General features: G+C 58.9%; 16 protein-coding genes. 9 read left to right on the top strand and 7 right to left on the bottom strand.

Features of this window, described 5'->3' with window-relative positions:
- The 5 genes from AB4Z24_RS21680 to AB4Z24_RS21700 form a co-directional block, all read right to left on the bottom strand.
- The coding region (locus tag AB4Z24_RS21680; protein ID WP_441711593.1) for a filamentous hemagglutinin N-terminal domain-containing protein at nt 1-660 on the bottom strand (660 nt) is incomplete at its 3' end.
- Between the two features lie 163 nt (nt 661-823).
- A complete protein-coding gene (locus AB4Z24_RS21685; RefSeq protein WP_441711595.1) occupies nt 824-1,825 on the bottom strand; it encodes a FecR family protein in 1,002 nt (333 codons plus the stop codon).
- 99 nt (nt 1,826-1,924) lie between these two features.
- Entirely contained in the window at nt 1,925-2,440 is a 516-nt protein-coding gene (locus AB4Z24_RS21690) for an RNA polymerase sigma factor (protein WP_441711597.1), read from the bottom strand.
- A gap of 2 nt (nt 2,441-2,442) precedes the next feature.
- Complete coding sequence (locus tag AB4Z24_RS21695; protein ID WP_441711599.1) at nt 2,443-3,144, bottom strand: STN domain-containing protein; 702 nt, start codon at nt 3,142-3,144, stop codon at nt 2,443-2,445.
- Nucleotides 3,145-3,381: 237 nt separating this feature from the next.
- Entirely contained in the window at nt 3,382-3,759 is a 378-nt protein-coding gene (locus AB4Z24_RS21700) for a DUF4267 domain-containing protein (RefSeq protein ID WP_441711601.1), read from the bottom strand.
- A gap of 125 nt (nt 3,760-3,884) precedes the next feature.
- Here AB4Z24_RS21700 and AB4Z24_RS21705 point away from each other — a divergent pair, with 125 nt between their 5' ends.
- From AB4Z24_RS21705 to AB4Z24_RS21735, 7 genes are all read left to right on the top strand, one after another.
- The gene (locus AB4Z24_RS21705) at nt 3,885-4,478 is read left to right on the top strand and encodes a TetR/AcrR family transcriptional regulator (protein WP_441711603.1); all 594 of its coding nucleotides are present in this window, start codon (nt 3,885-3,887) and stop codon (nt 4,476-4,478) included.
- A 1,058-nt stretch (nt 4,479-5,536) separates the two neighbouring features.
- On the top strand, nt 5,537-5,992 hold the full coding sequence (locus tag AB4Z24_RS21710; RefSeq protein WP_441711605.1) for a hypothetical protein: 456 nt from the start codon (nt 5,537-5,539) through the stop codon (nt 5,990-5,992).
- A 134-nt stretch (nt 5,993-6,126) separates the two neighbouring features.
- Nucleotides 6,127-7,083 carry a hypothetical protein gene (locus AB4Z24_RS21715; protein ID WP_441711607.1) on the top strand — a complete coding sequence of 319 codons (957 nt, stop codon included), beginning with the start codon at nt 6,127-6,129 and terminating at the stop codon, nt 7,081-7,083.
- Nucleotides 7,080-7,877 (top strand): glycosyltransferase family 2 protein, encoded by a 798-nt coding sequence (locus AB4Z24_RS21720; protein WP_441711609.1) that lies wholly within the window; start codon nt 7,080-7,082, stop codon nt 7,875-7,877. The genes AB4Z24_RS21715 and AB4Z24_RS21720 overlap by 4 nt, the downstream gene beginning before the upstream one ends.
- Entirely contained in the window at nt 7,874-8,635 is a 762-nt protein-coding gene (locus AB4Z24_RS21725) for a glycosyltransferase family 2 protein (protein WP_441711611.1), read from the top strand. The genes AB4Z24_RS21720 and AB4Z24_RS21725 overlap by 4 nt, the downstream gene beginning before the upstream one ends.
- The gene (locus AB4Z24_RS21730; RefSeq protein ID WP_441711613.1) at nt 8,625-9,305 is read left to right on the top strand and encodes a glycosyltransferase family 2 protein; all 681 of its coding nucleotides are present in this window, start codon (nt 8,625-8,627) and stop codon (nt 9,303-9,305) included. Before AB4Z24_RS21725 ends, AB4Z24_RS21730 begins: the two co-directional genes overlap by 11 nt.
- Nucleotides 9,302-10,756: a nucleotidyltransferase family protein gene (locus AB4Z24_RS21735; protein ID WP_441711615.1), complete on the top strand. Its 1,455-nt coding sequence runs from the start codon at nt 9,302-9,304 to the stop codon at nt 10,754-10,756. Before AB4Z24_RS21730 ends, AB4Z24_RS21735 begins: the two co-directional genes overlap by 4 nt.
- Nucleotides 10,757-11,054: 298 nt before the next feature.
- On the opposite strand, the gene dinB is transcribed toward AB4Z24_RS21735, so the two are convergent.
- On the bottom strand, nt 11,055-12,140 hold the full coding sequence (dinB, locus tag AB4Z24_RS21740) for a DNA polymerase IV (protein WP_441711616.1): 1,086 nt from the start codon (nt 12,138-12,140) through the stop codon (nt 11,055-11,057).
- Nucleotides 12,141-12,381: 241 nt separating this feature from the next.
- Between dinB and AB4Z24_RS21745 the strand changes: the two genes are divergently transcribed.
- Nucleotides 12,382-13,143, top strand: coding sequence for a substrate-binding domain-containing protein (locus tag AB4Z24_RS21745; RefSeq protein WP_441711618.1), 762 nt, complete (start codon nt 12,382-12,384; stop codon nt 13,141-13,143).
- A gap of 37 nt (nt 13,144-13,180) precedes the next feature.
- Here the strand turns inward: AB4Z24_RS21745 and AB4Z24_RS21750 are convergent, their stop codons facing one another.
- A complete protein-coding gene (locus AB4Z24_RS21750; RefSeq protein ID WP_441711620.1) occupies nt 13,181-14,041 on the bottom strand; it encodes a substrate-binding domain-containing protein in 861 nt (286 codons plus the stop codon).
- A gap of 158 nt (nt 14,042-14,199) precedes the next feature.
- On the opposite strand from AB4Z24_RS21750, the gene AB4Z24_RS21755 reads away from it, so the two are divergent.
- Nucleotides 14,200-16,596: a TonB-dependent receptor plug domain-containing protein gene (locus AB4Z24_RS21755; protein ID WP_441711621.1), complete on the top strand. Its 2,397-nt coding sequence runs from the start codon at nt 14,200-14,202 to the stop codon at nt 16,594-16,596.
- Nucleotides 16,597-18,379: the final 1,783 nt, after the last annotated feature.

Raw genomic sequence — 18,379 nt, forward strand, 5'->3', positions numbered from 1 at the left:
GTTCTGGTTGATGACATAGACCGAGCCGTCGGCCTTGAGGTTGCCGAGGATCTGGCTCGGCTTGCCGTCGGTGCCGAGCACGCGGTTCAACGCCACCCAATTGCGGTTGCCCTGCTGGTCGAACGTCAGGTCGGTCTTGCCGCCGACGTGGAAGGTATCCCAGGTCAGGATCGCCTTCTGCTGCGTCTGCCCGATGTTGACTTTGACGCGGTCGCCATCCGTCGTCTGACCCGGCAGCTTCGCGCCCTGCCACAGGTCGGTGTTGATGACGCCGCCCGCCCCGACGACGCCCGCGCCGATCTGCAGGCCGCCCGCGCCGAGACCGTTCGGAATGAGGTTCGGCAGGGCGTTGAGCTGCAGCTGCGCCGCGTCGCGCGCCGCCTGCTGGCTCGCCTGCATCGCCTGGATCGCCAGCGTCGCGCGCCGCAGCGAGTTCTGCGCCGCGCGTGCCGCCCGGGCCGCCTCCTGCGACCCCGACTGCGCCGCGGCAATCGCCGCCGCCGACGGCGTCGGCAGGTTGTTCCCGCTCGCCAGCGGATTGGCGCCAGCCCCCGGCGCAACCACCAACAAGGCCGCAATGCTAACGCTCGCAAACAGGGCCGCGTGACGTGCATGGCGGCGGCTCGAGCCAGCGGCGATCAAGGACGGGTTGACGGGCATCAGGCGGCTCCTTCGCGCAAACGGTAGGGCCCTGAGGCAGCAGCAAGATGTCGCCGCGGCCTCCGGGTGAAAACAGGTCTCACCGCTATGACGGATTCCGGAGGGGGCGATGACTACGCTTTGGGAGCAGTTTTTTGAGTTTTTTTCCGCCGCCGGTCGCAAATCAGCTCAGCAGGACGATTCCGCCCGGCAAATGCTGAAGTTTCGCTCCGAACGCGCGCTCCACTCCCAATAGCGCCTCGTTCATCTGATCGATGCGAAAACGGCCGCTGAGCTGCTTCTGGCCCAGGGCTGTATTCGTGAGGATGATGCGGCCGGGCCGATATCGGTTGATCTCTTCGACGGCTTCGATGAGGGGCGTTCCACGGAATTCGACGATGCCGCGCTGCCATTCCGAAGCGATCTGCGGATCGACCGCGGCAATCTGGCTGAGGCCAGAACGATCGTAATGCACACGTTGTCCGGACTGCAGATCGGCCACGTTGGCACCTTGCGCGATCCGCACAGTGCCCTCGAAACAGGTCACGCTGACCGGCGAGCGCTCGCCGCTTGCCGTGTAGCGCACATCGAATCTTCCGGATTCGGTGATCGCTTTGCCGTTTGCCGCCAGCACTACGAGCGGTCGCGCAGCACGGGTCGATGTTGCGAATGATGCCTCGCCGGCAATCAGCTCGATGCGGTCTTCGACACCTTCCGCAGTTCGAATGGCCAAGCTCGTCTGCGTGTTCAGGCCGATTGTCACGTCGCCGGCGAAGGTCACACGGCGCTGCTCACCCGTGCCTGTGCGGAAATCCGAACTCAGCTCGGACAGGGACGGCCAAAGTCCCAGCGGCGGGTTGATTGCACCGTACACTGACGCAGCTGCCAGGGCCGCAACGCCGCCGCCCAGCACCGCGCGACGGCTTGTCTTTTTGCGGCGCTGCCCCAACGCGTCGAGCCTGGCAGCGAAGTTCTCATTCGAGTCGAGGAAGCTATAGTCCGCGGCGCCGGCCGTGTGCCAGAGACGCTTCACCTTAAGGAATGCCGCTTCATGCTGGAGATCGCGCGTGCGCCAAAGTTCAAGCGCGGCAGCGTCCTCGGGCGTCACGTCTCCGGACGTGAGCCTCTCGAGCCAGTCGATCGCTTCCCGCTCGACCGGGTCCAAATCGGTATGTGCCTTGCTCATCTCAATATCGCGCCCTTCGCTCGTTTCCCGCGAGGAGACAGACGACGACTGCAGGAATTCTCACCTCTAAGACGATTCTCGCCGGCCCGATGGACACGCTCACTCTTTCAATTCCTTGTAGCGCGCCAAGCAGTGTTCCAGGGCCAACCGGAGTTCTTTCGTCACGAGCTGCCGAGAGATCCCCAGCCGCTCCGCGATTTCCTGGCGGGGGATGTTGCCGATCCGCGCTGCGAGAAAGATTTCCCGCCGCCGCTCCGGAAGCTCGGCGACGATCGCCTTGAAGGCTGCAAGCTCCGAGCGTGCCAACACGATCTGCTCAGGTGTAGGAGCGGGATCGGGCAATTCGAGCAGGCTTTCGATCTCGACGGGCGATAGGCGTTGCCGCCGCTCGATCCGGTTGCGGTCCTCCGCAACGTTCATCGCAATCCTGAATAGATAGCTGTTCGGATTTTGCACGACACCGATCGATTCCGTCCGCGCCAGACGCAGCCATGTGTCCTGCATGGCGTCGCCGGCGAGATCGGCCGAGCCGAGACGTTGGGTCAAACGGGCCTTCAGGTCGTCATATCGATCAACAAACTGGCGGCGGATGATCGCAAGAGCGTTCTCGGTCATGACTAATCACAGCCCCGCACCACGTCAGGCCCTTGCGGCACGATCAAGATCAGGACCGGCTGCAAGAAGCCGACCGGCGGCGGTTCGTTGAACCGCGCGGTGCGCAAGGCGGAGTCAATCCGCTGGTCGGCGTCGAGGCTACCAGTGGACCCGACGCGCTGTGACCGTCGAACAGTCCCGTTCGATGTGATCCAGAGCACTGCGGTGAAGCGATAGCGTCCGGGACGCGCGCCGTGCGATCGGCAAAGGGCATCGGTAATGCCAGCCTGGATCAGTCCGTAGTAACGACGATGCGCTGGCGATCGCGCTTGCTGTGCAGCCTGCTGATCGGCTGGCGCCGGGAGCAGAACGAAGGTCGTCGCAGCGACAAACTCTGCATTGAGGCCGGTGCCGGATAGGAGCTTCTTGAGCGCCTCATTGGGCGGAAACACGCCCCGGACATCGCCGGAAACGCGGCCCGCAGCAAGGCTCGTGTCATAGACGGCATCGTGTCCGGTGGCATCGACATAGCGACTGAGCGCATCGCCGAGCGGCTGCGAGGGGATATTGAACTCGATCGGCGCGTTCGCCGACCTTGTCTGAGCCGCAGTAGGAAACGTCGCTGCAAACATGGCCGCGACAGACAAACCACATGCGCGGGATAAGGCGGCAACGATGAACTTGGCAAGATCTGGTTTGAAGTCGGCTACGGTCGCTCGAAACATCAACACTGTCCCCGCCCACGCAGATCAAGACAGGGTCCAGCCTCCAAGCGCCACGATCTGCCCGCCGCCGGCTCAAATTGTGCGCCAGCGCACGTCCCAAGCCGACGCTCTGGTTAGGTAGTGAGGCAACATTACGGTTTGACGACAGACGCCGCTGCCACGTCCCCTCCCTACACCGCGGCACGCGCGCGCATCATCGTATTCTATTGCTCATGCGTAAGGCGCGTGAGACGCAGTTCAGCCGCCCATGATCAGGGGAATAGCTGCGAGGAGCATCAACACTGTCGTGAAGCCATGGATGCCGAAGGCGCTCCTGGGCGAGCCTTTCGATGCGAGAACGAGGAGCATGTCGCCAGCGGGGATGATCGCGAGTGCCAGCAGGACGATGCCGACCACCCGGGGGCCGGCCCAAACCATGCAGGCCAGTACGGCCACTCCCGAAGCAATGTCTCGCACCCCTTTGAGGCGAAGCCACCAGGTGATGTTCTGGCCGTCTTCGGGAAGCGGCAGGCCAAAGGTGCGCGTCGCGGCCCTTGGGCTCAGCACATACTGAGCGCCGATCAGGATGATCGCGAGTGCCAGCAGCAGCGCCAGACCAATCGAAATCGAGTGCATTCGTGCCTCCATCCTTGCGATGACATATAATCTATCAGTGCTAGAATATTTAGAATAGCATTGCTAGATTATCAAGCCCTCCTATAATCCAGGAGGTCGGCCGTTCAAAGTCGGGAGATCAGGGATTGGGTATTGCCGAGCGGAAAGGTAGGGCACGGGCTGAGCGCGAGCAGAAAATTATCACGGTAGCACGCTTGATCGCGGAGCGCGAAGGATGGGATGCCGTCACAATCCGCCGTCTAGCTGAAGAAATCGAATATAGCCAGCCAGTCCTATATTCGCATTTCGAGAACAGGGATGCGATTGTTGCAGCAGTTGCTGTCGAGGGATTCAAGGAAATCACAGCAGCGCTTCAGGATGCGGCAAGCGGCTCGACCGATCGCGCCAAGGCGCTCGAGAACGCCGCCATGGCCTATCTCTCCTTCGCCCGGAAGCATCCGGCTCTCTATGATGCCATGTTCACCCTGCAAACGAGCTTACGATTCGCCGAACCGGAAACCGAGCTGGAACTAAAGGCCGCCTTCAAAGTGCTTGCGGCAGTCGTTGCACCGTTTTGCGTCAATGTAGCGGTTGTGGCCGAGACTTTTTGGGCAGCCCTTCATGGGCTCGCCGCGCTCGAGCGCTCAGGCCGAATTCGGCCCAACGTGCGGAGCGAACGTATCGCACTTGTTGTTCGGGCGATCGTGGCCTCGGGAAAGTGCACGTCTGCTCGCGGCTGATACTGAGGACCTCGCCTCGCACATAGCTCTTTGCAAGGCGCGAAGTGTCGGATTTCCCATAAACCTTTGAGCGGCCGACCTCTTTTGGGGGCGGCTCGAGCATCTCAAAAATATCTGTTTAGGGGATCAATTGACGCCCTAAAAGGGCGTCGACTCGATATTGGAGGAGCCTATAACGTATTGATTTTAAATGATTTTGACGAATTGTGGTGCCCCGTAGGGGAGCGGGGCCGGTCTTTAAAATCAATGTATTAGCGAAAGGTTGGACCCCAAAACGTCTCGGCCATTTCCATGGTGTTTTGTCTGATGTGTCCAACCGACGACGCTTTGAGTGCGGTCAGAGCCGCGGCTGTCCCCGAGCGAGCGGACCCCAACGGTCGCTTTGCCGAGGAAGCGGACATCCCACCATCGAACGCGTAAGGCGTCCTGGTACGTCAGCGCGACGCCCGCAATGCCTTCCAGAGCAGACGTTCGTCAAATGACGCGATAGGCCAATAACGGCCATCCCAGACAAGCTGGACTTACCCTTAAGATCGTCGGCTGCAATTCCAATTGCAGACGTCATCTGTATCTGCTGGTGTCGCGTCAGCAAACAGTTGAAGAGCGGACCTTCAGGCTAGGCCGTCGGCGGCGGCAATTGACTCGAAGCAGACCAGTCGCGGGGGAAAACGGACTTAACTGCTATCGAATGACGAGCGGTCATCGTCGATTTGGGCTGACGATTTGAAAGGTTGCGAGGCATCGTACTCGTCGATCACTCAACGGTGTGGCCGCGAGTTTAATCTCACCAACTTGAGGAAGCGGCGTAAGGGATCGATGCACGCAAATTGTTGCCGGATGCTTCTCAGCATGCGGTTAAGACGGCATTTGTATCCGCCACAACAAAGGGCAAGAGTAGCAGAACCGCAACGCTACTTCGCGAAATCGGCCGTGTTGTGAATCTTGTGAACAATTGGGGGCGGTCGCCTCGCTTTTTGTCCAAAACGGCGCCAGATGGATCGTCTGTCGGCTAATCCAGCAACTTCGACGGGCCTGTTAAAATTCGGGGAAGATTCTGAATGTTAGACGCTGCCGCCGATATTGATATCTTAGAGGTGTCAACTCCCGACTGCGTCGCAAACGATTTTGACGGCGAGATCGTGGCACTGAATTTGTCGAGCGGTGTCTACTGGAGTCTGCGCGATCTCGCGGCCGCACTGTGGCGGGATGTTACGTCAGGCCACAACCCGGTAGCGATCGCGGACCGCTTAGCTCAGATAGATTCAAATCTTGCTCATGAAAGCAATCTCGTCATTGCGAATCTTGTGAATGCTGGCCTGCTTCGCCGGTGCAGTTTGCGCCCGGTTGAACTCGAGGCGAGCGAGACGGTGGCACGTGCAGAGGCGGGGGAAATTGCCTTCTCGGTCGAGTCCTATGAGGACATGAAGGACCTGATCCTGGCAGATCCGGTGCACGATACCGAGGAGCACCTCGGCTGGCCCGTCGTACGCAACGACAATGGCGTCCGCGCATGATTGCGAGCGCCCTGTCCGGTGTCGCGCAATCTGATGAAAACCGGCCAAGCGCACAATAGCTTTTAGACGCGCTTGACTTGTTCACTGCGCGACACGCTAAACGCGCACATCAGGTCCGGGTCCGCGTAGCAGATATGTCCATCTGTCTCCACATGCCATCGGCCGCCATGGCCGATCTCTATGCGCGTCGGCTCGGTGGTGCGATCAAAACGAATACTGGGACCGATGATCTGCACTTCCACATGGGCGAGCCATCGTCCGTCGGTAGCCCAGGTGCGGCAAATTTTGCTTTTTACCAATCCCTGGGACCCGATTTCGAGCGGCTGGCGGGAGAGGCGAGCCTCGTCGGTATCGTCGGCCGAACAGACACGCACAACAATCCGACCGAGCCATGCACGCTTTTCAATCCGCGTACAGGCGTCGGCGTGCAGTGGGTCACTTCGCTGGCGCATCTGCCACCGTGGGATGCAGGTTCGCCCTTCCGTCTGCTAATCCACTGGGCAACCGCACAGCGCGGAATGCGCATGATGCACGCCAGCTCTCTCGTCTCACGGCAGCGGGCCATGCTGTTCGTCGGTGAGGGCGGCAGCGGCAAGTCGGGTACGACGCTCGCGGGCATCGCGTCGGGACTTCAGACCGTGGGCGATGATTATGTCGTGGTCACGGCCGATCCTGTACCTCGCGTTCATCGGGTGCATCAGTTGCTGAAACAGGACCCGGCCGGCATCAACCGCGTGCTTGGACCACACGCGTTAGAGACGTCCTTAGCGCTGAATTGGCAGGGCAAGGTTGAATTCGATCCCGAGCTACATTTTAGGGGATGCATGGCCGAGAGTGCTGACGTTGTGGCGCTCGTGCTTCCCCGGATTGCGCGTGCAGATCAGACGACTTTCGAGCCTCTTCGACCGCAGGATTTATTCCCTCACGCAGCCGCATCCATCTGGCAGCAGCTTCCGGGTGCGCAGAAATCAGGCTTTGTTTTTGCCACGGCGCTGACGCGGCGCGTTCCGACGTGGCGGATGAATCTTTCCTCGGACCCGTTTGAGATCGGCAGAGCGGTACGTCGGTTTCTCGATCACGGTGTGACATGACTCCTCACATCGTCAGCGTCATCATACCGATTTTCAACGGTGAGCGGCACCTTAAGGAAGCACTGGCTTCGCTAGAAGAAGAGCCCGGCCTTCAGCTCGACATCGTCATTGTAGATGACGGATCGACGGATCGTTCGCTGGATATCGTCTCTGAAATCAGTCGGCGCGATCGGCGCCTGCGCATCATTAGCGGACCACATCGAGGCGTCGCCGCAGCGCGCAATCTCGGCGTCCAGGCGGCGCAAGGCGAGTTTGTGACTTTTCTCGATTGCGATGATGTCTGCCCGCGCGGGCGTATTGCGCGCCAGCTCGGAAAGCTTCTCGCCAATCCTGATATCGCGTATGTCGTCGGGCAGACCCTGCTTTTCGAGCAGCTTGATGATGCGCAGTGCCCGTGGCCTGGTTCGCGGAGCGCAAGCATGTTGCTGCCTACGTTGCACAGTGCGCTCTTTCGAAGAGACGTGTTCAGCCAATTCGGTCTGTTCGACGAAAAGCTCGCCTTCTCGGAAGACCTAGATTTCTTCTTTCGGCTGGCCGAACACGATGAGCCCATGCTTGTTGAAGGTGAGATTGCCTCCCTCTACCGTCGGCACGACGGCAATATGACACGCAACGGTCGCGCCATCCGCACGTCTACGCTCGAGGTTCTCAATAAATCGATTGCGCGGCGAAGGGCCATTGGACGGCGTAAGCCGCTGAACTTGTTCTTCGTGCAGCACCATGAGGCAGAGGCTTTGTTCAGTAGGCCGCCAACGGATGATGCGCCCGACTGTTCAAAGGCAGAGATCCAATGACCGATCAAGCCCTCCCGCGAATCTCGGTCATTATGACGACGTACAATGGCGCGGAATTCATCGAGCAATCTATCGGGTCTCTAACGTCTGAGACCGGTGTCGATCTCGATATTGTCGTAATCGATGATGCCTCCACGGACGGAACTCTTGCGCGCCTGCACGAATTTGCGGCGCGTGATACGCGTGTCCGCGTTTTCACCGGGGAGAAACGCGGCATCGCCGGATCACGCAATGCCGGGCTGGTCAAAGTTAGGCACGCTCTTCTTACATTTCTTGATCAAGACGATCTTTGCATGCCGGGCCGCCTCGCGCGTCAAGCGGCGTTGATGCAGGGAACGCCCGTAGCGGCCGTCATGGGCGAAACGCTCATGTTCCAGACCCTCGGCGCGGACCGGATACCTTTGCCCGGCACCAATACAGCGCGCATCCTCGGCATACAGCTGTCAGCGGGCTTGTTCCGGACCAGTGCTGTCCAGTCATTTGGCTTCGACACGACATTCACTATGGCAGACGACTTTGACCTAATCCTGCGCCTGCTTGAGACGGATCATGAGATCGCGGTCGAACGAGAAATTGCGACATTGCACCGGCGTCACGTCGGAAACACATCGGGAAATGTCGCGGCCCTGCGGCTCGAACTGGTCAAGGTGTTCCAGTCATCGTTGAAGCGTCGCCGCGCTGCGGGACGAACGGGTCCAATCATGCATCCGCTGGTGGCGTCGATGTCTAGGCCTGGGAACCAATTCCATGTCGGATAACGCATATGCAGTGGTCATCCCCGCGTATAACGCGGCGCGCACTTTGGATGAAGCAATCCGGTCGGTGCTTGCACAGACGGTTGCCGCCAGCGACATCCTCGTGATTGACGACGGCTCGACAGATGATACGGCCGATATTGCCGCGAGATACGGCGGCACGGTTCGCGTTATCCGGCAAGCCAATGCGGGGGCGGCTGCAGCGACGACCGTAGGGTTGAAAAACGTATCGGCGCCGTTTGTTGCCGGTTTGGACGCCGATGACATTTGGCTGCCTGACAAAGCCGAACGGCAATTGGAGCGATTTGCCCGCGGACCACACGTCGATGGTCTGTTCTGTCGCGTTCGGCGTTTCCAGCACGGCAGCGATGATCGATCGAGTGGCGCGGTTTCCGATGGCCTGTCGCGCTCCGCAATGATGTTGCGCACGTCCGCCGTTGCGGCGATCGGCCCCGTCAACGATCCAGGGGGTGCGCGTGGCCGTGGTGAGATGATCGATTGGCTGCAAAGAGGTCGCGAACTCGGATTGATTTTCGAGACGCTGCCGGAGGTATTGGGCCTCCGTCGGATTCTGCCGGGGAGCTTGAGCTACGGCTATGACACGATGTCAGATCGCGGTTATCTCGAAGTTGTCCGTGCCTCGCTCGAGCGTAGGAGGGCGAGATCAACATGAGGGGCCCTGCATTGAAAGGGGCGCGACCAGCCCCTGAGATAGATCTTCTGCTCCAAGCTTGCCTCGCTCCGCCGGACGCAGCCCGTGCGGCCTGGCACCGCTGGCTGGCGAGCCGCGAACTCAACGATGCGAGTTGGCCTGAGATGCGTATTCTGGCACCTCTTTCAGGCCGCCTGCGGACTCTCGATCCGAACTCAACCTACCGGCCTCGCATCGAGGGACTGGCCAAATCCCATTGGACCCAAACCCAAATCATGCTGAGTGAAACGCTGCCGGCCATCAAAGCCTTACGCAAGGCCGGGATCGAATGCATGCTAATCAAGGGCGCCGCCGGATACGCAGAAGGGTTCGGACCAACGGTTCGTCGTTTGATGGGCGATGTCGATATACTCGTTCGACAAGCGGATGGACCGCGTGCCGCCAGCGTTTTGACAGCAGCAGGTTGGGAGGCAACGAACGGCGATTCTGCGCTCCTGCTGCGGCAGCTCGCGCCGGTTCGCGCGTCCTCAAATTACCGTCGAGGTGTTTACGGCGAAGTCGATCTGCACACTCAGGCGTTTCACTTTTGTCGTCGCGACGAAGAACTCGAAAGCGCGCTGTGGCGTGATGCGAGATTAATCTCGTTCGGCGGCACTGACGTTTGCGTACCCTCTTCTGCGGACAGCATCGCGATCAGTCTCTCACATGGCGTGGTCGGCCGCGATGGAGACTGGGCAATCGATATCGGTCAGCGTATTAACGCTGGCGGTGTCGATTGGGATCGGGCGACCGAGCTTGTCGAGCGCCGAGCCCTCGTTCCATTGGCGCTCGCTGGTCTCAACTATCTGCACAAGCTTGGACTCGGTGTGCCGCAGGAAGTGATGCGCAGACTAGCCGAGACGCCGGTCGCGCCCGGCGTCTGGTTGAAACACTACGCAAGTATCCGCTCGAACAGAGGTAAGCGCGGCTTGCTGCAAAGAATTGCCAACGTATTATCATCGCCGCTCCTACCGCGTGCGATCTATCATCGCTCGGCCAAATCCGACAATTTGATCGGAGTCGCACGCGACAATCGCGGCGTTTGGTACCCGCGCCGGTGGAGGCGCATACCTCTGGCGCAGGCTCATATGGCTGCGTCGGTTGGTCATTGCATCGAAATTGAATCTGAGCCGGATGTGACGGTATGTGGAGTATCGCTGCGTTTTCCGACTAGCCGTCAATCGAGGAGAGTGTTTATCGAGGTCGTGTCCGGCGAGAGGGTCATACATCGCCTACGAGGCCGTTTGCGTTCCCGTGCCGGGAAGCATCAAACTATGCACTTTGAAATTCCGCTCAATGATCTGCCCCCCGGTCAGCGCATCATAACTCTTCAGGCGCGCCCCTCCGGTTATGTGTCGTCCGCGGCACCGCACGCTGAGGCGGTGGCAAAGGCAGCGCCTGCTTTCCAAATCACGGATGCCTGGGCCGCTTGATATCCGGCATTTCTACTTGCGACGCACGCCAAATCTCGTTGATTTTTTTTTACTATTGGGACGATCGCGTCGCAAACGACGCGCCAGCTGCGGCCACTCGCAAACTCTCGGCATTGCGGCCATCGTTGGAAGGCAGCTATGCCGAGGAAGCTGACATTGGCCCTATGCCGGAGCAGGTGATCTAATTGTCGACAGCATAGGCCTGCTGCTCATTGCCAAGCAGACCGCCGGGCTTTTTCCACCAAGAGCCAAAAACAGAAGATGCTGGTGCCGGCTGTGCCTCGACAAGCCCGCGCTCCTAGCTGAGCTTCGCATCGAAAGCGAGATCAAGCTGGTCGTCGGTGTCGGTTGCAAATTTGGAAACGGCGACGCCGACCAGACGAATGCCGGTCGTGACCGGATAGACGGATCGCACAAGCGATAAACTGATATCGTGAAGGCGCTCGCGCGTCGCGACGACTCCCGATGCGGTGCGGCTGCGGGTGACGATCCGGAAATCCGCGTATTTGATTTTCACGCTGACAGTCGCGCCGAAGCTTTGGTTCTTCTCGCACCAAGCCCAAACATCATCGGCCATTTCGAGGACGCCCGCTTCGATTTCAGCGGGAAGAACGCGATCCTCAGCAAAGGTTGTTTCGGAGCCCGACGACTTTCGTGGTCGATTGGGCTCGACCGGCCGATCGTCTTCGCCGCGTGCGATAGCGTAATACCAAGCGCCGGATTTTCCGAAATGCTGCTGCAGGAATTCAAGACTCTGCGCGCGAAGATCGGCGCCGGTGTGGATGCCAAGCCCGTTGAGCTTCTCGGCCGTCACCGGGCCCACCCCGTGAAACTTCTTGACGGGCAGGCTCTCGATGAAATCCGCACCGCGCTGGGGTGGAATGACGAACTGCCCGTTGGGCTTGCGCATGTCGGAGGCAAGCTTGGCGAGAAATTTGTTATACGAGATTCCGGCAGATGCCGTCAGTTTCGTCTCGGCGAAGATGCGATCGCGAATCTCGGAGGCAGTTTCGGAAGCCGTCGGCAAGCCGCGGAGATTCTTCGTGAGGTCGAGATACGCCTCGTCGAGCGAAAGCGGTTCGATGAGCGGCGTGTAGGCGGCGAAGATATCCCTGATCTGACGCGAGACGGTGCGATAAACCTCGAAGCGCGGTGGCACGAAGATGAGATCGGGGCATTGCCGCAGGGCCGTCGTCGAGGGCATGGCGGAGCGTACGCCGAACGCACGTGCTTCATAGCTCGCGGCCGCGACGACGCCGCGCTTGGCACCATAACCGACGGCAACCGGCTTGCCGCGCAGTTCGGGATTATCCCTCTGCTCGACCGAGGCATAGAAGGCGTCCATGTCGACATGAATGATTTTGCGAACGGCGGTTTCGCTCATGTTGGAAGTCTAGCATAACCCATGTACACCGCACGTCTCATTGCACCGGCCTGCGTTGCGAATATGACTCTAAGGACTGTCCAAAATGATCGCTGAAATATTTGCCTTGTGTCTCTGCTTTTTCGCTGCGGGGATGCATTCATTTGGGCGATGGCTCCGGAGTTCAACAAGCGGAACATGCCTTCTGGTTCTTGCTGTTCTCGCTACGCCGATCGGAGCGCAGGCGGCGGATGCAAAGGCCGTGCGCATCGCGGTGGTGAACACACCCCAATTCAGCGGGTTGATGGAAGCTCTCGCGGCCGATTTTTCCGCCAAGAGCGGAATTCACGTCGAGATTTATGGCGGCAGTGACGTCTACGAGCGCGCACGCGCAGGGCAAGCAGATCTTGTGATTTCCCATTATGGAAAGAGCGAAGTCGAACATTTCGTTCTTGATGGGTATGGGACGTGGCCTCGCATGGTCTTCTCAAACCAAGCGGTCATCGCAGGCCCGAAAAGTGACCCAGCCAAAATCGCCGGACTAACGAGCGCCTCGGAAGCACTGCGCCGCATCGCGGATGCGCGCGCGCCTTTCGTCGCAAACGCAATTCCAGGCATGCAGTACATTTTTGACCTCGTCTGGCAGCAGGCAGGGCGGCCAAGCAAGGATGGCTGGCTGATTGCTACGGACGAGAGCAAGGGACGTGCGGTCACGCTCGCAGCAGAGAAGCAAGCTTATGTGATGTGGGGTGCGCTTCCGTTTCTGCGTTTCAAAGAGAAGCACAATTCCCAACTCGAGATTCTTGTTTCAGCCGATCCCATTCTGCAGCGCGTGATGGCGGCGATCGTCGTGAAGCCGGAGAAGGTTGAAGGTGTCAACGCGCAAGGAGCTGAGCAGTTTGTAAGCTATTTGCTGGAGGCTGAGACGCAGGCCAAGATTGCAGCGTTTCGCTCACCCGGCAGCGATCTACAACTCTGGTGGCCTGCTGCTCGCAATAACGCAAACGAGGGGCACGACGAATGATCCTCTGTTCTCATTCACATTCGGAGGAGGGCTCGGTCTATTGAGCCGCGCCACTGTCGTTGTGGAGCGCCGCTGGCCACCAGAGCTGGAGGGTACTCGCGCCCGGCGTCCGAAATGCTGCAACGCGTGCCTGCGCTCGGGGCGATAGCAGATATTTCTCAAATGCCGATGCGCCTTCCGCATTTGCACCGGGTACCTTGCCGGGATCGACGACAACGGAACACATAACGCGCTGCAGGATGGGATCGCTCGCAAAGAGGATCCTCATTTTTGTGCTGTGCTTTTGGACAAATTGCAGAAACGGCTCCGCTCCCCAAATGACGTAGCCGCCTTTTTCTTCTGCAAGCTGTATGGCGCGCCCCTTAGATTCCGTAGAGTTCAGATACCAGCCTTCCTTGTAGGGCCGTCCTGCTCCTTCCCAAAGATAGTCCGCGAGATTCATCACGACCGGCAGAGCATTCGGAATGAAAGCAGACTTCGTCTCTGCGAGCCGCCGAAACGCTTCGATTGCGCTTTTTGCTTGTTGAATGTGGGCTGGATCATCTGGGGGACCGATCAGGACCATTTGATTTGCAAATACGAGCCGGGGCCAGCGGCCGTATCCATCCTCGACGAAGCGCTCGACCTCGCTGAACCCGCAGTGGGAAATGACAATGTCGGCGTCGCCCGCTCGCGCGCGCTCATAAATGTCCATGCCCGCGACGGTCTCGACCTCGAGCCCGCTCTGCTTCCTGAAGTCGTCAATGAGATCGCTTATCAGTCCGCTCATCACCGGCGCGAAGACAATGGCAAGGCGAACGGGCTTGTTCTGGTGTGTTGTTAGCGTGTCGGCCGATGCGAACGGACCGAGCCGCATGACTGCCAAGCCGACGGCACACCACAAAATGAAAGTCTTCATCGATAGGCGCTGCTCCATTCAATCCGTGCCCACACCCTCTAGTTAGGGCGTTACTGATCGGCAACATGTCGCCCAAGACCGTCACAGCCGTGTTGCCCATCAAGATGAGCGATGTATACGGTCGGCTATAAGTAAAGTGTAGCTTGTCGAGTGGGATCGTGCGCTTTCATCGCTTTGGAATTCTCTTCGCTTCAGTCAGTCTCATCACTGCAACGGCGCAAGGTGCAGCAGCGGATCCCGAATATAACCTCCCGGAGGTTGTGACGACGTCGGATGCCAATCATCCGGCAGCGAAATCCGCTCAAAGCAATTCCAAGCAGGTGGTCAATTCGCCAACGGCCGCCGAGGCGCCAAGTGCGGCCGCGGGGCGAAGCTCCGGATATAGCGCGACCGCCGGCTCGAGCACGCCGCAGCCTGCTTATGAAGGTGTAAGCAGCGGGCGCACGCAGTCGGACCGCATCGTCGAACAGATCACGACGGTCGATGAAGTTACAGCGGCTCAGATTGAGAGATCGGGCGCGAGCACACTCGATGAAGCCGTGCGGCTCGTGCCGGGTGTTGCGATCGTGAATGGTGGTGACGGTGTTCCCCGCATCGATATTCGCGGTTTCCGGACGCGCAACATCACGCTTCTGATCGATGGCGTGCCCCAGAATGCCACCTACGACGGTCAATTCGATCCGCGCGCAATTCCGGTCGACAACATCGCGAGAATAAAGATCACGCGCGGTGCGAGCTCCGTTTTGTACGGGCCTGGCGGCAATGGGGCCGTCATCGACATCATCACCAAAAGCGCTGGGCCGGGTCTGCATGCAACCACTGAGGCCAGCTATGGCTTTGGTAAGGAGAGAGAAGGGCGCGTCACTGCGAGCTACGGATCGAGCACCGTCAAGAGTTTCGCCAGCGCGTCGGTCTATAATCAGGACCTTTATCGTCTCTCGGATGACTTCAGCTTTACGAAGCTTCAACCCGGCGACGAGCGCGTCAATAGCGATCGTAAGGATCAGTCATACTATGCGAATACACAGTGGACACCCACGGACACGTTCAGCTGGGGGTTCAGCGTCAGCAATCGCTCCGGTGAGTACGGCAAACCGCCGACCACCTTCAATAGCTTCAACAATGCCGGCGTCTGTCAGAACCAAGCAACGAATGGGCCTTGCGATCCGTTTTCGACCGGACGCCGGTTCGAGCGCGTCGACGACTACGATAGCCTGAGCTTGCAGACATCGGGTTTGATCAAGCTGGGCCACGGTCTCACGCTTCGGCCAATGGCCTACTACAACAAGCTCGATGAGCTTACGAACCGCTACGACAATGCCAACTACAACAGTCAGCTGCTGAACGGGGCAAGCAGAGAGGACGCTGAAACGAGCAGTTTCGGCGGTGGCGCTCAGCTCGCCTATCGTATGGACGCGAACAATCTCGTAACCCTCGCATTGGATGGCCACCGCGAAGACTGGAATTCGGAAGGCTTCAGCCGCAAATCAATTCAGGTGACGGCACCGGGGTCTAGCCAAACGCAGTGCAACGCGACTTGTCAGGCCAAGCTCTTAGCTGCGTGCACCAGCCAGGGCGGGACTTTGGCCGGTAGCGGAAGCGGAACGGGTGGTGGAACCGGCGGCGGTGGCGGAAACGGGAGCGGTGGCGGCAGCGGTAACGGCATCTCGGTATCGAATGGCGTGGCAACAAGCAGCTGCACCAACGCCCGCAACACCATCGCCAACGATAAGAGCCTCGATGTTTACTCGGCTGCCGTCGAGTATGAAACGCAAATTACCCGCCGCCTGTCGGCCGTTGTCGGCGGAGGCTGGGCCGAGCAAAATCGTGAGGATACCTCCGATGGTGACTACACGTACCTTGCCGGGCTTCGATTTGCGGTAACTGATGATACGGCGCTTCGCGGCTCCGTTGCCCGCAAAATTCGTTTTCCGACACTCAGAAACCTCTACGGTACGGACGAGGGCGATACGTCACTCAAGACAGAGGTCACGCAAAACTACGAAGTCGGACTTGAGCACCAGATGCGCGGCATCAACGCGTTCTGGAGCGTCACTGCCTTCCGTATCGATGCCAAGAACTTCATCTCCAAGGATCGCGCCACGCAGCTTTTCGAGAACAAGGATCTGCTGCGATTCCAGGGTGTCGAGACGACGTTGACATACCGTCCGATCGACAAAGTCGGGCTTCAATTCGGATACACGTTCCTTCATTCTGAAAATCTCGCTCCGACAGCTGGTGGAACCAACGCGGTTCAGTTCGAGCCCGAACATACGGCGACGGCCAGCATCAACTATCGTGTACTGTCTGGTACTGTCCTGAGCGCGGACTACCAGTATGTAGCGGGAAGCGTTGCTATCTCCAGAGACGAACTCTCGACCCTAGCGCTCGACAACTATAACCTCGTTAATGTCGGGATTACGCAGGATCTTTCCGGCAGCGCTGCGCAGGTCTTCGGCCGTGTCGAGAACCTTCTCGATGAAAATTATCAAACCGCATACGGATTTCCGGAGGCCGGTCGCACATTTTACGTCGGCTTTAGAACGAAGCTTTGACTGACGAGTGCGCCGAGTGTCGATCACCCAGGATCGCGTGTCTCATTGCCCGGACGTCATTTGACGCCAGTTCGGCTTGACGAAGTGCCCGTCTCGCCTGCTCAGAATCGGGCCAACAATTTCGCTGGCACCAGATGCATCGTCAGCGACAGCCAACCGTGGCACTCATCGAGGGGCCGGCGAGATGAATCTACAATAACCAACTCGCAATCTCTTCGAGATTTGATTCTTTTCATCGGCCATGGATGATCCCCGTCTGTCCGCGGACAATATCGGCTTTCGCCATCGGCTGTCATGACGGTCGCTGCCGTTCGGGTGAAGATGTCGTCTTAGAAAGAGCCCGGACCGGGTCGTGAGCCTGGAAAGTACGCATCACCGTGAAGCCGTGCCGCTTCGAGTTTTGGACGCGCGAGTGGATGATCGAATCGCGGCATATCGGAGCGGAGATGCCGGGGAAGAATTCTGATCAGGGACGCCAGCCGAAGGACCAAAAACTGAACAAAAGTTTCCCACCTACTCGATGGGTGCGTTTCCCACCGGACGCAACGCCCTGATATTCCAAAAAATTTAGGAAGGTTTGGCGCCCCGTAGGAAATTCGAACCCGTCCATCAATATCGCAACAAACTCTTGAATAACCGAGAATTTTGACAGCGCTTTGTCTTCGTAAACGCTTCATTTGACTGGAGCGTTTGACTGGAGCGTTTTGCACCTGCCGACTACCGGCTTGTCCAGCGACAAGCATGTTCCCGAGCCTGGCCCGCCTTCGCCTCTGCTGCTTTAACAGGCTCGCCAGACCATGCCACCATCAAAGCCCGCGCATCCGAAAGCGCGTGGTGTAGAAATCAGCTTCTGCTGCGGCACCAGCTGCATGCTGAGGGATGCGGGACCAACGAGCTGGTCATCCGCGCACAGGAAGGGAAACAGCGTCAATCGACAACCCATTCGCAAGTCGCATGCCTTGCGGCCGAGTTTTCGAAATGACCCGCAATATAGGGTTCATTCCTGTTTATTCAGGGATCCCTCTTTAGGTGAAATTTTTTTTCTACTCGGTCTCAACGGCGTCCTTAGCCGACTACTCGACACAGGACGGCAGTTTCCCCTTCGCACAAGTTGATGTCGTCAAGCCGACTTGCCTAACAAGAATCGCATGACCACCAATTAGTGCAGGGGGACGGAGCGCTGCTTTGCGCATGCGCGCCGCGCATGGATCGAGGCAGATTCTCAAAAAGCGCCTCCGGATAAAGTGTAATTACCGGGAATATCAGGGGGTGCGCCTTCGGGATTCAGGGAGCTATTCGTCGTCGGTCTTGACGGAGGAGGGTGCGCTCAGCGACGCCATTCCAGCTCGCAGACTAAGTCTCAGGCAGGCGCCTTGAGTCATCGCCCTGACGTGCGATCTCACCAAAAATCGCTCGCAAACTTTGCGATCGCGGATCAAACATTTCCAGATGTGCCCTCGCCCATTCGAGCCAACCTGAGACCGCTTGGCCCTCTACGATGACCGAGAACTCGTCCGTCCGGCTTTGGAGTAGTGCAAGAAATTTCTCGACTTGCTCCACAGTCGCCAATCGCTGCGCGAACTCAACTAACGCGCTCCATCGATTGCGCTCAACCCTTTGTCTTATTGCCAGCCTCGGGGCGAATGTCGCACCGGTGCATTCTTCCGCTTGGGTTCAACAACTATGTCCCCGGGGGTATTCTGCGGACGCCTCGGTAGATCGAACGCGACGACAGCCTTCCCGGCTTCGATCCGTTGCCAATAGCGGCGCTGAGGATAGGGAA

The organism is Hyphomicrobium sp. 2TAF46 (assembly GCF_052114865.1).
GTDB lineage: Bacteria > Pseudomonadota > Alphaproteobacteria > Rhizobiales > Hyphomicrobiaceae > Hyphomicrobium_B.

What these genes read in the sequence shown, in the direction of transcription:
- AB4Z24_RS21685 (WP_441711595.1), bottom strand. Translation starts at nt 1,825, where the DNA reads ATGAGCAAGGCACATACCGATTTGGACCCGGTCGAGCGGGAAGCGATC.
- AB4Z24_RS21690 (WP_441711597.1), bottom strand. Translation starts at nt 2,440, where the DNA reads ATGACCGAGAACGCTCTTGCGATCATCCGCCGCCAGTTTGTTGATCGA.
- AB4Z24_RS21695 (WP_441711599.1), bottom strand. Translation starts at nt 3,144, where the DNA reads ATGTTTCGAGCGACCGTAGCCGACTTCAAACCAGATCTTGCCAAGTTC.
- AB4Z24_RS21700 (WP_441711601.1), bottom strand. Translation starts at nt 3,759, where the DNA reads ATGCACTCGATTTCGATTGGTCTGGCGCTGCTGCTGGCACTCGCGATC.
- AB4Z24_RS21710 (WP_441711605.1), top strand. Translation starts at nt 5,537, where the DNA reads ATGTTAGACGCTGCCGCCGATATTGATATCTTAGAGGTGTCAACTCCC.
- AB4Z24_RS21715 (WP_441711607.1), top strand. Translation starts at nt 6,127, where the DNA reads ATGTCCATCTGTCTCCACATGCCATCGGCCGCCATGGCCGATCTCTAT.
- AB4Z24_RS21720 (WP_441711609.1), top strand. Translation starts at nt 7,080, where the DNA reads ATGACTCCTCACATCGTCAGCGTCATCATACCGATTTTCAACGGTGAG.
- AB4Z24_RS21725 (WP_441711611.1), top strand. Translation starts at nt 7,874, where the DNA reads ATGACCGATCAAGCCCTCCCGCGAATCTCGGTCATTATGACGACGTAC.
- AB4Z24_RS21730 (WP_441711613.1), top strand. Translation starts at nt 8,625, where the DNA reads ATGTCGGATAACGCATATGCAGTGGTCATCCCCGCGTATAACGCGGCG.
- AB4Z24_RS21735 (WP_441711615.1), top strand. Translation starts at nt 9,302, where the DNA reads ATGAGGGGCCCTGCATTGAAAGGGGCGCGACCAGCCCCTGAGATAGAT.
- dinB (WP_441711616.1), bottom strand. Translation starts at nt 12,140, where the DNA reads ATGAGCGAAACCGCCGTTCGCAAAATCATTCATGTCGACATGGACGCC.
- AB4Z24_RS21750 (WP_441711620.1), bottom strand. Translation starts at nt 14,041, where the DNA reads ATGAAGACTTTCATTTTGTGGTGTGCCGTCGGCTTGGCAGTCATGCGG.